Below are 13543 nucleotides of genomic sequence, written 5' to 3'. Positions count from 1 at the left end.
GCGTCCAGGGCGCGTCAGGAGTCGCGCTCGCCGCGCGGCGGATCGACCGCCGCCGGGCCTCGGATCCGGGAGAACTTGAGTAAGCGGTTATCAAGTCGCGGCGCGCGCCGCGGCAAACGCGCGCCGCGGCCGGCGATCGGGCTAACCTGAGCGCCCCATGGCCACCACGTTCGCTGCGCTGATCTTCCGACCGGCCGAGATCCCGGACCGCGCGCTGTCGCAGGGCTTCGCCGTCGCGCTCGGCGGCTGGGCCGTCGCCTCGCCGCGCCTGTTCGTCGCGCCGCTCCCGGGCGTGCCCGGCTTCTGCGCCGCGTACTACGCGAGCGGCGAGCCCGCCGCCGCCGGGGGCGACGAGCTCGATCACCTCGTCGAGCTCTTCGACGACGAGCTCTCGCCGCCGGTCGCCGTGCTCGACGCGGCGGCCGAGCTGGGCCACCCGGGCGCCACGATCTACGCGCTCGTCTTCTCGGAGGAGGTCGTCCACGACGACGGCTGGCGCTTCGAGGCGAGCGGGTTCGTGCGGTACTTCGTGAGGGAAGGGGAGGAGGGCGTCGAGGCCGGCGTGGAGACGCCCGACCGCAGCGATGTCGTCGAGGTCGACATCGACCTCCCGGAAGGCGCGACCGAGCAGCAGGAGCGCGAGGCGTTGGATCGGGCGATCCGGCCGCACCGCGGCTCGACGTTCCTCGCGGCCGAGCTGGGCGCCCCGGTGCTGGGCGCGCTCATGAGCGGCCTCTTCGCGCCGGAGCGCCGTGTCGACGTGCGCCTCGTCGAGCCCGGGCCGGCGTCGATCGCCGCCGAGGTGGCCCGCCTCAACCGGGCGCTCCGGCGCGAGGGCGGCCGCGGCGCCCCCGCGTCCCCGCCGCCGGTCCGCGGCGTCGCCGCGCCGGCGACGTACGAGGCGTTCGCGCGCGCGTACGACTGGGCCGATCCCGCGGATCCGGAGGATCTCTACCGGGAGCTGGCGATCGGCGCCATCGAGGGCACGCTGCGCTTCCTCCGCGAGGACGAGCTCCGCGGCCACGAGCGCGAGCCCGGCTGGGAGGCCGCGGCGGCGCGGCGGCTCTACCCGCTCGCCCGCCTGTCGGGCTCGGCGCTCGGCGGCGGCGGCGCGGCGCAGCGGGCCGTCGTCGCGCTCGGGGCCGACGGCGAGCAGCTCTGGCTCGTGCGCGGCGGCACGAGCGCGGCGCCGGCCGGTCCGACGTTCGGCGAGCTCCTGCGCTACCTGTCGCTCGGCTGGTCGCGCCGGAGCGACGCCGAGGAGGACCTCATCGGGGCGCTGATGCTGCGCGCGCGGCTCAGGTCCCTGGGTGGCTGATCCAGGACACGGGCAGCGTTCGCGCTCAGAATTGAACGGCCGCACAGGGCTGTCCCAGGTTCGATTGAGTGAGTACAACACGAGCGCCCCGGGCCCTGCCGCTGGGGCGCTCTGCTACGCGCGATTCGATTGAAACCACGCATCGGCGCCCGTGAGACGGGGCGCTCTGCTGCGCGCCGTCGATCACAGGAACGTGTCGTACGCCTGGGGCCCGATGGTCGCCGGACGGACCGCGTACCTGCCGGGATCGTCGAGGATCAGGTGGAGCAGGCCGACATCGCGTTCGCTGTGGGCGAATACACTCACCAGTATTCCGCCCTGTCTGACGCCTGTCTCGTAGCGCTCCGCCCAGTGCTTCGGGACGCCGGCGGTGATGAGGATCTCGCGCAGTCCGCCCGTGATCCCGGCGCCGACCGCGCTGGCCACCACGGCGGCCAGCGGGCCTGCCACGACGAACCCGAGGTCGGGGACCACCGCGCTCATCGCGATGGCGGCGCCGAACGTGTGCGCCGGCGGCGTTCCGTCCGGGATCCGGAAGCACCGGTGGCGCGTCGCGTCGGTCATCAGCAGGCTGATGTCCGGCCGCGCGTAGCCGCAGTCGATGATGCGTTCCGCCGCAGCTATCGCGTCATCGCGCGTCTGAACCAGGCCAATTACGAGCTTCGCCATGTGAAGAGACCTCCTTCGCCTTGAGCGCGCCCTCGCTCCGGGCCCCCGCGGCGGATACCGCATGACCTGTGCCAATTCAGAATTCTCTCGCGCTGGCGCGATTTCGCCGATTCCATCAGCTCGACGCCCGGAGGCGGGCGAGGCGGGATGTCGCACTGCGCCCGGTGCGCCTCGCTTTCTGATGCTGACTTTCGCCCACGGATCGCGGTTTGTTCCAGGATTTGCAGGCGTGCGGCGCCGCGGGCGATGTTCAGGGGCGTGCCTCGGCCACGCGATTCGACGGCGGCTCGACGGCGACCGCGGTGCTCGCGCTCACGGGCGCCTGGGGCGGCCGGACTCCCGGAGGCGAGGCGCGCCTCAGAAGCCGATCGTGTCCTCGGGCGGCTGCGGCTGCGGCTTCGTGGCCGTCCCGCGGCCCGGCGCCGCGTCTCTCGACGTGGCGCGCGTGACGCCGCCGCGGCCGTCCGTCGTGCCGCGCGGCGCCGCGGAAGCGCCCGGCCTGGCCGCTTGCGCCGCCGGCTTCGCCCCTGGCGCGCCCGTCTGGGTCGCCTGCGGACCCGCCTGGACGGCCGCTGGCGCCGTCGCCTTTGCGGGCTCTGCCGTCGCCGCGCTCGCGGGCGGCGCCGTGTCCGTCTGCCCCACCGCCACCGGCGCGGCGGCGCTGGCCGGCGCCGTCGCGGCGCCCTGAGCGGCGGTCACCTCGGGCTGCGCCGCACCGGGCGCGGACGTCCGGGCCGGCTGGTCGTCCGATGAAGGTGTCACGTCGACGCTGGGCGAGGTCCTCGTCGCAAAGAACACAGCCACCGACACGAGCGCACCGAGGGCGAGCGCCGCCGCCAGGATCGCCGGTGCCCAGCGGCGCGACCCGTCCGACCCCGACGTCGCCATGCCCGCGAGCGTCCGTCCCGGCGTGCCGCTGATCGAGAGCCGCGCGCCCGGCGCCGACGACGGCGTGCCGGTGGTCGAGAGCGGCGCGCCCGGCGCGCCCGGCGCGCCTGGCGCCGACGACGGCGCGCCCGGCGCGAGCAGCCCGCCAGACGCCGCGGGCACCGGCGTCGGCGCCCCGAACAGCACCGGCTGCGACGCGCTCCCGGGCGCGCCCGCGTGGCTGGCTCGATCGCCCCCGGACGCGGGGTCGGTCGTGAACGCCGTGCGCGAGATCCCGAGGACCGCGTGCTCCAGCGCCTCCGCCATCTGCCGCGCCGACGCGAAGCGCGCCGCGGGATCGAGCGCCAGCGCCCGCTTCATCCAGGCGTCGATCGCCGGGGAGAGCTCCGGCCGCAGCGCGCTCGGCGGCGTGAAGATCCCGGTGTGGAGCACCACCGACAGCGCCCCGAGCGTCTCGCCCCTGAACGGGACCTGCCCCGTGAGCGCGTGGTACGCGACCACCGCGAGCCCCCAGAGATCCGCGCGGAGGTCGACGTGCTTCGCGCTGAGCAGCTGCTCGGGGCTCATGTAGAGCGGCGTGCCCAGGACGCTCCCGGTCGACGTCATCCCGAGATCGCCCTGGGGCGCGCCCTGGACGCGCTTGGCCACCCCGAAGTCGACCACCTTCACGAACAGCTCCCCCTCGACGTCGAGCAGGAAGATGTTGTCCGGCTTGATGTCGCGGTGGACGATCCCGAGCTGGTGGGCCCGCCCGAGCGCCTTCGCCGTCTGCGACACGATCCCCGTGACCTCGATCGGCGGGAGCGCGCCGAGCCGCTGCATGCGGCTCTTCATGTCCTCGCCCTCGAGCAGCTCCATCACGATGTACGGCACGCCGTCGGCCGTGACGCCGTGATCGAAGACCTGCGCGACGTGCGGGCTCTTGATCTGCGCGGCCGCCATCGCCTCGCGCCGGAAGCGCTCCACGAAGCCGCTCTGCTCCGCGTAGGCCGGCGACATGAACTTCACCGCGACCTGCGTCCCGAGCGTGAGGTGATCGGCCACCCACACGCTCCCCATCGCCCCCTTCCCGAGCTGGCGCGCTAGCCTGAGCGTGCTCGTCACCTGCTGTCCGGGGTTCATCGGGGGTGCCTCTCCATCAGCCGAGCCGCCGACCCGAGAAGGCGTCCTGTGCGCGCAACGTGGTCCGCCGGGCGTCTGCGCGCACAGCGTACAACAATCACCCCGAACCGTCACCACCGAGCGCGCCGACCGCGGACGTCGCAGGAGCTCTCGGATAAGCTTGCGCCATGCGCGAGGGCACGCTGGTCGCAGGCCGGTTCGAGGTGCACCGCCTCGCCGCCTCCGGCGGGATGGGCATGGTCTACCGGGCGACCGACCAGCTGACGGGCCGCCCCGTGGCGCTCAAGGTCGCACCCCCGGAGCTCGCGGCCCGCTTCCGGCGCGAGGCGCGCCTGCTCGAGGCCGTGCAGCACCCCCTCATCGTCCAGCACATCGCGCACGGCACGAGCGACGACGGCGCCCTGTGGCTCGCGATGGAGTGGCTCGACGGGGTGACGCTCGGCGAGCGCCTCGAAGAGGGCGCGCTCCCCGTGGCCGACGCGCTGCTCGTCGCGCACCAGATCGCGGAGGCGCTCGCCGCCGTGCACGCGCTCGGGATCACGCACCGCGACCTGAAGCCGAGCAACGTGCTGCTCCGCGACGGCAGGGTCGATGGCGTCGTGCTGCTCGACTTCGGCGTCGCGCGCGCGGCCGCGTCGACCACGCTCGTCACCGAGGCCAGCTCGCTCGTCGGGTCGCTCGGCTACGTCGCGCCCGAGCAGGCGCGCGGCGACGCCGAGGTCGACGCGCGCGCGGACGTCTTCGCGCTCGGCGTGCTGCTCTTCGAGTGCGTCGCGGGGCAGCGCCCCTTCGCGGCCGACGACCCGCTCGCCGAGATGTGCCGCATCCTCCTCGAGGAGGCGCCGCGCCTCGCCGACCGGCGCCCGGACGTGCCGACCCCGATCGACGAGCTCGTCGCGCGCCTGCTCGCGAAGGACCCGGCGGCGCGCCCCGCCGACGGCCGCGCGGCGTCGGCCGCGCTCGCGGAGACCCGCGCCCTGCTCGCGCGCGCCCCCGGCGAGGGCGGGGACGGCGCGCCGGCCTCGGTGACCGGCGACGAGCGGCGGCTCATCAGCGTCGTCCTCGTCGACGTGGGGGTCGCGGACCCCGAGCCGGCGAGCGACCGCGGGGTGGAGCGGGTCGTCGCCGAGATCGCGGAGGCGTTCGGCGGCGACCGCGTGCGGCTCCCGGGCGGCACGCGCATGGTGATCCTCTCCTCGCAGACCGACGAGGTGTTCTCCGGCCGCGGCGGCTCCGGCACGATGGTCGCCTTCGACCTCGCCGCGCGCGCCGCGCAGTGCGCGCTCGCGATGAAGGCGCGCCTGCCCGGCCGCCCCGTCGCGCTCGCCACCGGCCGGGCGCAGGTGGGCGAGCGCCTGCCCGCGGGCGACGTGATCGACCGCGCCGTCGCCGCGCTGCGCGAGGCCGAGGGCGACGTGCGCATCGACGAGGTGACGGCGGGGCTCGCGGCCCCGCGCTTCGAGGTGAGCGGCGACGGCCCGTCGTTCCTGCTGAAGGGCGAGCGCGAGGGCTCGGAGCCGGAGGGCACGCTGCTCGGGCGCGTCACCGCGTTCGTCGGGCGCGATCGCGAGATCGCGATGCTGCGCGGCCTCTTCGAGCAGAGCGCGGACGAGCCCGTGGCGCGCGCCGCGCTGGTGCTCGGCGAGGCGGGCATCGGCAAGACCCGCCTGCGCAACGAGGTCGTGCGCGCGGTGCGCGAGGGCGACGCGCGCGCGTCGGTCTACGTCGCGCGCGGCGATCCGCTCGGCGCGGGGGCGCCGTTCGGCATGCTCGGCGAGATCGTCCTCGCGGCCGCCGGGTGCCTGCCCGGCGAGCCGATCGAGGCGCGGCGCGCCAAGATCCGCGAGCTCGTGGCGCGCGCCGCGCCGGCGCCGCTCGACGACGCGCGGCGCGTCGCGTGGTCGCTCGGCGAGATCGCGGGCACGCCGTTCGACGACCCGGATCCGGAGCTCCACGCCGCGCGCGGGGACGCCGTCGCGATGGGCGATCAGGCCCGCCGCGCCGTGCTCGACTGGCTCACCGCGCGCTGCGAGGCGGGGCCGGTCGTGGTGGTGCTCGACGACATGCACTGGAGCGATCACGCCTCGGTCGCCGTGCTGGACGAGGCGCTCCAGGCGCTCTCCGACCGCCCGCTGCTCGTGCTCGGCTTCGCGCGCCACAGCGTGATGGAGACGTTCCCCGGGCTGTGGGTGCAGCGCGGGGTGCAGCACATCAAGCTCGGGCCGCTCAGCCCGCGCGCGGCCGAGCGGCTCGTCCGCAGCGTGTTCGGCGAGGAGCTCGCGCCGGTCGAGGTGGCGAGGCTCGTCGAGCACGCGGACGGCCACCCGTTCTTCCTGGAGGAGCTCATGCGCGCGCGCGCCGAGGGCCGCAGCGACCTGCCGCCCACGGTCGTGGCCCTGATGCACGCGCGCATCGAGGCGCTGCCGGCGGAGGCGCGGCGCACGTTGCGGGCGGCGAGCCTGTTCGGCGGCAGCTTCTGGACCGAGGGGGTGCGGCAGCTGCTCGGCGCCGGCACGTCGGCCGAGTCGCTCGATCGCTGGCTGAAGAGCCTGCTCTCGGAGGAGCTCGTCGCCCGGCGCGGCGCGTCGCGCTACCCGGGCCACGAGGAGCTCACGTTCCGCCACGCGCTGGTGCGCGACGCCGCCTACGGGATGCTCACGGACGGCGATCGCGCCGCCGGCCACCGGGCGGCGGCGCGCTGGCTGCGCTCGGTGGGCGAGACCGACGAGCGGGTGCTGGGCGAGCACGCCGAGCGCAGCGTCGAGGCCGAGCGCACGGGCGGCGCCGCCGCGCGGCCCTACGCAGGCGCGCGCGGCCCTGCGTAGGCGACATCATCGTGGCTGGGCGCGGGAAGCGCGGAAAGCGGCGGAAACGCGACAGAGCGTAAAATGGGCAAGGTTGATGAATTTACATTGACGTGATAACTGGCCGCCCAGAGTATCGATCATGGATTCGTCTGGGCAGGGCGCTGTCGGTCCATACGAGCTGCTGTTGCAGCTGGCCATGGGCGGCATGGCCGAGGTCTTCATCGCCCGGCGCGCCCGCGCGGCAGGCGCCGGGGCCGCGGGCGGTCCGTCCGAGGCTGGCTGTTCCACGGAGGCGGTCGAGGCGGGCGTCACGGCAGCTGCAGTCGAGGGCATCTCGGCAGCTGCGGTCGCGGGCGTGCCGGCAAGCGTCCTCGAGGCGGGCGGCTCGTCAGCTGCGGTCGAGGTGGGCGGCGCCGATCCAGGCCGCGAGCCGCTCGTCGCGGTGAAGCGGATCCGCGCCGACCTGCGGTACGAGTCGGGCTATGCGGCCATGCTCTTCGACGAGGCGGGCATCGCGTCGCGCGTCGTGAGCCCGAATTTCGTGCCGGTGCTCGATTACGGCCTCGACGAGGGGGGAGCGCCTTACATCGTGATGGAGCTCGTCGTCGGGGTGACGCTCAAGAACCTCACCCGCCCTCCGGAGATGCTCGAGATCGGCGACGCGCTCGATCTCATCGCGCAGGCGGCCGAGGGGCTGCACGCCGCGCACGAGGCGCGCGACAGCGCGGGGGAGCTGCTCCAGGTGATCCATCGGGACATCTCGCCCTCCAACATCCTCGTCGGCGTCGACGGGCGGGCGAGCATCTGCGACCTCGGGCTCGCGTACGCCCTGCGCCGCACGACGCGGACGAAGACCGGGACGGTGAAGGGGAAGCTGAGCTACCTCTCGCCGGAGCAGGCGCACGCGCGGGCGCTGGACCGGCGCTCGGACGTGTTCTCCCTCGGGGTCGTGGCGTGGGAGGTGCTGGCGGGCAGGCGCCTGTTCATGGGCAGCAGCATGCTCTCGATCCTCCACGCCGTGCTCGAGCGGGAGATCCCGCCGCTCTCGAGCGAGCGCGAGGGCGTGGGCCAGGCGGTCACCGCCGCCGTCGCGCGGGCGCTCGAGCGCGACCGCGACGCGCGCTGGCCGACGGCGGCCGAGTTCGCGCGGGCGCTCCGGGAGGCGGCCGAGCGCGAGGGGCATGCGGCGTCGCGCGAGCGTGTCGGCGGGCTGGTCGCGGCGATCCTCTCGGAGCCGCTGAAGCTGCTGGCGCCGTCCTATGCTCCGGGAGGGCCGCTCGCCACGCCGGAGAGCGTCGCCGCCCTGCGGGCGATGCACGCGTCCGGGGTGGTGGGCGAGGCGGATCCCAGCGGGATACTGGCGCCGCGGCGGCCCTCGCGGGGTTGAGCGCGAGCGGCGGGGCCGCGCCGCTTGGCCGTCGCACGCCGCCGTCCGCGTCGCCGGCTCCTCGCTTGATCCGATCGTGCCGGTGGAGCTTCGCGCGGACGTGGTCATCGACCTCCACGACGCCGAGGAGGCTGCCGCGCTGCGCTGCCTGACTCTCCTCCTCCTCCGACCGGCATCGTCTCGCAGGAGGGGACGTTGCCCACGAGCGTATTGTGAGCGCTCACATAATCGGCGTCAGACCCGGTGGACCGCTTGCGGCTGTCCTCGATCCCGGTCCTGCCCGCGCGTCGCCGGAGCGCGCTCAGGCGACGCGCACATGAGGCGCCCGCTGTCGACACGCTCATCGCCCCTCCTGACGCAGCGCTCCGGAATAGCCCGGCCGGCCCTGTTCTCCCTCGGGCTCGAGGACACGTGGGGGCTGGCCGATTTGGAGTTGACACCAAAAATGTGATCGTTCACATTTGGGTGAGGGGTATCCTTTCGCTTCGCTGCTGGACGGGTCGTCAGGCGCACCGCGACCTTCGTCATCGGGTCGGCACCGGCTCCGTTCGTTCGGTCATCGCGAAAGCGATGCCGAACGATGGTGTTCCGCTCCGGGTCGAAAAGGTCATGAGAACCAGAATCGGTGCGCCGGGTGAGCAGTGCAGGGTGGAGGCGGAGCAACACAGCGTGTCACCGGCGCGACGAGCACCGAACCTTGCGAGCCTTCCCGGATCACCGGGCCGCTGAAATCAGGAATGGCCAGCCGCGCCCCGCCATGCAGTGGTTGATGGAGTTCCTCGGCAGGTAGTCGAGGGAGTTTCAGGCCGAAGTGCCCACGATCTGCCGCTACGAGGGCGAGGGTAAACACCAGGTCCCGCCTACACTCCACCTTGTGTGCCCACAGCGGGCGAAGAGAGAGAACCATGTCTAGGCCCTCAATTCACGAGCGGGCGCGTCCTCTCACAGGCTCTCGGTCAGCTGTCTCGATAGCGTTGATCCTGGCCAGTGGCTGTACGGGAAGCCTGGGCGATAATACGACTCGCACCAACGACTCCACGGACGAGCCCCCCACGGGGGGGAACCCCACCACGGTGGACCCGAGCGCCTGCGCGGACGGCTCGGTGCACCCCGGGCGAGCGCCGCTGCGGCGGCTGACCCGCTTCGAGTACAACAACACTGTCCGCGATCTCTTCGGTGACACGACCGATCCGGCCTTCTCGCTGCCGAGCGAGGATGTCGGAAACGGCTTCGGCAACGACGCGGACACGCTGTCGGTCTCGAGCCTGCTGGCCGAGCAGCTGGGCACCGTCGCGGAGGGCGTCGCCCGGCGCGCGACCGCCACCCCCGACGCGCTCGCGAAGCTCGCCCCTTGCGCGAGCAACGTGAGCCCGCAGAGCGAGGAGGCGTGCGCGCGCACCATCGTCGAGCGGATCGCGCCGCTCGCTTACCGGAGGCCGCTCGCCGCCGGCGAGGCGGACGAGCTCCTCGCGCTCTACAGCGTCGGCCGGACGGACGCGACGTTCGACGTCGGCATCGCGACGGTGATCGAGGCGCTGCTCCAGTCGCCAGACTTTCTCTACCGCATCGAGTGGGGCACCTCCGACCCGGAGCACCCCAAGCTCCGCCGGCCCACGGGCGACGAGATGGCGACGCGGCTCTCGTACCTGTTCTGGGGCACGACGCCGGACGACGACCTGCGCATGGCGGCGCAGGCAGGTGAGCTCTCGACGAAGGAAGGCGTGCGCGCGCACGCCGAGCGCATGCTCGACCACCCTCGGGCCCGGACCACCATCCGGTTCTTCTTCGACAACCTGCTCCCCATCAGCAACCTCGCGGATCTCGAGCGGAAAGCGGAGACGTTCCCGACCTTCTCTCGACAGATCGGCGCGTTCATGCGCGAGGAGACGCAGCGGTTCCTCGAGCACGAGATCTTCGAGGGGACCGGCACCTGGGCGTCCGTCTTGACGGCCCCGTACACGTTCATGAATGGACCTCTCGCGGCGTTCTACGGCGTCTCCGGCGTGACGGGCGACGAGTTCCAGCAGGTGCAGCTCGACACGACCCAGCGCCTCGGGCTCCTCACCCAGGCGGGCCTGATGGCCGGGACGACGCACTCGAACAACACGAACCCCGTGGTCCGCGGCTCGTTCGTGCTCCAGAAGCTGATGTGCCAGAAGATCCCGCTCCCCATGGGCGACATCCTGGAGCGGGTGAAGCCGCCGGATCCGTACTCCGGCGCGACGGCGCGCGAACGCTACAGCCAGCACAGCCAGGACGAGGTCTGCCGGACGTGCCATCAGTACCTGGATCCGGTCGGCTTCACGTTCGAGAACTACGACGCGGTCGGGCTGTTCCGCACAACAGAGAACGACGTCACCATCGACGCGAGCGGCTCGCTCCCGGGCACGCCGGGCACGGTGAACAATGCGACCGAGCTGGTGCAGAAGCTCGCCGAGGCCGAGGAGGTGCATGACTGCTTCGCGACGCGCTGGGCCGAGTACGGCTACGGTCTCACCCTGCGCGCCGAGGACACTTGCACCAAGCAGGCGATAACGACCGCTTTCAAGGCGTCCGGGCACAACGTGAAGCAGCTCCTCATCGAGCTCACGCAGACGGATGCTTTCCACTACATCGCGGATGCCGCCCAGGAGTGATGGTCATGTCCAACTTTCGTTTGAGCCGACGTGCCGTGCTGCGGGGCGCTGGCGCCATCGCCATCGCGCTCCCCTGGCTGGAGATCATGGGCCCCGAGCGCACGGCGCGCGCGGCCCCCGCCCCCGCCAAGCGTTTCCTCGCCGTCTACACGCCGGGCGGGACCGTGATCGATCGCTGGCGGCCGACCGGGAACGAGACGAGCTTCACCCTGGGCCCCATCCTGTCGCCGCTCGCGCCGGTGCAGGACCGGCTGCTCGTCGTCGACGGCCTCGACATGAAGAGCGCGCGCGGTGAGCAGCACCAGGCCGGCATCATCGCCTGGCTCACGGGCAGCGCTCAGGAGGGCTCCACGAACGGCGGTTACGGGAACGGGCCGTCCATCGATCAGGTGATCGCCTCGCAGATCTCCGCCGGCATCAAGGCGAAGGCGAGCATCCAGATCGCCGTGCGCTGGGCGACGGGCAAGTCCCACGGCCTGCTGTCGCCGATGAACGCCGCGAATTTCGAGAACGCCGCGCCGTTCAAGCCGATCCCGCCGCGCCTCGACCCGACGGAGATCTTCACCGAGCTCTTCGGCTCGCTCGATCCCAGCGCTGGCAACGAGGCCGCCCGTCGCCTCGCGCGAAAGAAGTCGATCCTCGACTTCCTCGACGGGCGCTACTCCGCCCTGTCCGCGCGGCTCGGCGCCGCCGACAGGCAGAAGATCGACCAGCACCTGACGAAGATCCGCGAGATCGAGATGAGCATCAACAACGTGCCGGTCGAGACGAGCGCGTGCAAGGCGCCGGAGCGGGTCGACACGTCCGACTACAACCCGCGCACGGGGCTCAACTCCTCCGACACCGGCTCGATCAAGGACACCTCGACCGACGCGGCGATCCCCAAGGTCGGCAAGCTCATGATGGACATGCTGGTGATGTCGCTCGCCTGCGACATCACCGCGGTCGGCACGCTGCAGTGGAGCGACACCGAGGCGAAGCACACCTTCCCCTGGCTCAACCTGACCGAGCACCACCATTTCTACCAGCACGACGGCGGCTTCAAGCCGAACGAGTGCGAGCGCATCTGCAACTGGTATTCGAAGCAGCACCTCTACCTCATCGAGGAGATGGCGAAGATCGACATGGGCGGACACTCGCTGCTCGACGAGAGCGTCATCTTCTTCGGGTCCGAGCTCTCGGATCCGCCGAGTCACAAGAAGGAGAACATGCCGTTCCTGCTGGCCGGCGGCGGCGGCGGCCTGCGCGGCGGGCGCTGGCTCCGTTACCCGAACCGCCCGCACAACGACCTGCTCGTCTCGATCTTGAACCTGTTCGGCGACCCCCGGACGACGTTCGGCGACCAGCGGTACTGCACCGGGCCGCTCACGAACCTGACGTAGCCATCCGAGGGTGGAACGCCGGCCGGCTCGAGTTCATCGACGCCGGCCGGCGCTCGTCCAGGTGCCCTCCCGGACGTCGCCTCAGGGCAGAAACTCCTCGATCGCCGCGTACCAGAAGTTCGCCATGCGCGCGTAGCCGGCCTCGTTCGGGTGTATCCGGTCCGGGAGCTCCGCTGCCGGAAAGCCGGTGTGCATGTCCACCAGCATCACGTGCTGCCCGGCGGCTGCCCGTGTCTCCACGATGTCCACCAGCGCGTTGTTGTAGGTGACCACCGTGGGATCGGCGAAGGTGATCGGGATGATCTGCGCCACGACCACGAGCGTCTCCGGGGACGAGGCGAAGATCTTGTCCAGGACTGCTCCCACGCGCTGCGGCGCCATGGGGATGTTATCGTTCTGGGTCAGATCGTTGGTCCCCGCGTGGAGCAGCACGATGTGCGGGTGATCCGCGAGCGCGGGCGTCGGCACCAGCCCGGCGATCTGATTGATCTTCCAGCCGCTGTGCCCTTCATGAGCCCGCGGAAACGCAACGCCGTCGACCATCGCCGGCCCGTTCACCAGAGACCCGACGAACGTGATGTTCTGGCCCGCGGCCCGCGCCTTCTTGAACAGCTCGATGCGATAACCGCCACCGCCCTGCACGCCGACCCCGTCCGTGATGGAGTCGCCGAGCGGCAGGATCTTGCAAGGCTCCCCGGTCGTAGGGCACGGCCTGAACCCGGCCGCGCCGCCCGTGCCGCTCGCGTCTCCGCCGCCGTCGCCACCCGCGCCGCCGTCGCCACCCGCGCCGCCGCCGCCCTGGCTGCCCTCGCCACCGCCGCCCTCGCCACCGGTGCTGGCGGCGCCGCCGCCGTCGCCGCCCGAGCCTGTCGCGCTGCCCGTGGTGACCCCGCTTCCGCTGCTCGCGCTGGTCACGCTGCTGCTCGTCGCTCCGCCGCTGCTCGCGCTCGACGCGGCGTCCCCGACGGACCCGGAGCTCGTCGACGTCGCTCCTCCCGGCTCATCGGAGCACCCGCCGAGCATCGCCGCCAGCGCGGCAGCCCCCGCGAGCGCGACCCACGTCGAGCGGCGCGGCCTCCGGAGCTCCGCGTCGCTCCGCTCGACCGACCCACACAGCGAAAATCTCGATCTAACCAGACTCATCGCATTCCTCCGTGTCACGTACTCCGAAGCGGAGATCCGCGGAGCTCGGCATGCGCGCTCCGCCACGCTATCGTGATGATCAGCCCGGAGTCTCCGAGGAGACGCGCGGGTTGGTGACCTGATGAGCTCGACACGCTACATCGAGCTGAAGCATCCGCAGCAGGCGGCAGGCGAGAAATCAGGCGGAACAT

The 13543-nt window shown here is 72.4% G+C and carries 8 protein-coding genes; 5 read left to right on the top strand and 3 right to left on the bottom strand.

The window, feature by feature from the left end; all coding sequences use genetic code 11:
• Window positions 1-157: 157 nt before the first annotated feature.
• Window positions 158-1318: a hypothetical protein gene (locus WME85_RS28560; protein WP_437825658.1), complete on the top strand. Its 1161-nt coding sequence runs from the start codon at window positions 158-160 to the stop codon at window positions 1316-1318.
• A gap of 183 nt (window positions 1319-1501) precedes the next feature.
• On the opposite strand, the gene WME85_RS28555 is transcribed toward WME85_RS28560, so the two are convergent.
• Both WME85_RS28555 and WME85_RS28550 read right to left on the bottom strand, forming a co-directional pair.
• Window positions 1502-1987 (bottom strand): hypothetical protein, encoded by a 486-nt coding sequence (locus WME85_RS28555; RefSeq protein ID WP_437302199.1) that lies wholly within the window; start codon window positions 1985-1987, stop codon window positions 1502-1504.
• Between the two features lie 357 nt (window positions 1988-2344).
• Window positions 2345-3997 (bottom strand): protein kinase domain-containing protein, encoded by a 1653-nt coding sequence (locus tag WME85_RS28550; protein ID WP_437825655.1) that lies wholly within the window; start codon window positions 3995-3997, stop codon window positions 2345-2347.
• A gap of 167 nt (window positions 3998-4164) precedes the next feature.
• Between WME85_RS28550 and WME85_RS28545 the strand changes: the two genes are divergently transcribed.
• From WME85_RS28545 to WME85_RS28530, 4 genes are all read left to right on the top strand, one after another.
• Window positions 4165-6822 (top strand): protein kinase domain-containing protein, encoded by a 2658-nt coding sequence (locus WME85_RS28545; RefSeq protein WP_437825653.1) that lies wholly within the window; start codon window positions 4165-4167, stop codon window positions 6820-6822.
• Window positions 6823-6943: 121 nt separating this feature from the next.
• Window positions 6944-8191, top strand: a complete 1248-nt coding sequence (locus WME85_RS28540; protein ID WP_437825651.1) for a serine/threonine-protein kinase — start codon at window positions 6944-6946, stop codon at window positions 8189-8191.
• A gap of 1073 nt (window positions 8192-9264) precedes the next feature.
• The gene (locus tag WME85_RS28535) at window positions 9265-10827 is read left to right on the top strand and encodes a DUF1592 domain-containing protein (protein ID WP_437825650.1); all 1563 of its coding nucleotides are present in this window, start codon (window positions 9265-9267) and stop codon (window positions 10825-10827) included.
• Window positions 10827-12209: a DUF1552 domain-containing protein gene (locus WME85_RS28530; RefSeq protein ID WP_437825648.1), complete on the top strand. Its 1383-nt coding sequence runs from the start codon at window positions 10827-10829 to the stop codon at window positions 12207-12209. The genes WME85_RS28535 and WME85_RS28530 overlap by 1 nt, the downstream gene beginning before the upstream one ends.
• An 81-nt stretch (window positions 12210-12290) precedes the next feature.
• On the opposite strand, the gene WME85_RS28525 is transcribed toward WME85_RS28530, so the two are convergent.
• Complete coding sequence (locus WME85_RS28525; RefSeq protein ID WP_437825646.1) at window positions 12291-13352, bottom strand: SGNH/GDSL hydrolase family protein; 1062 nt, start codon at window positions 13350-13352, stop codon at window positions 12291-12293.
• Between the last annotated feature and the right edge of the window lie 191 nt (window positions 13353-13543).

The organism is Sorangium sp. So ce1153 (assembly GCF_051521595.1).
Taxonomy (GTDB): domain Bacteria; phylum Myxococcota_A; class Polyangia; order Polyangiales; family Polyangiaceae; genus Sorangium.
This window is presented reverse-complemented; position numbering and strand designations above follow the sequence as displayed.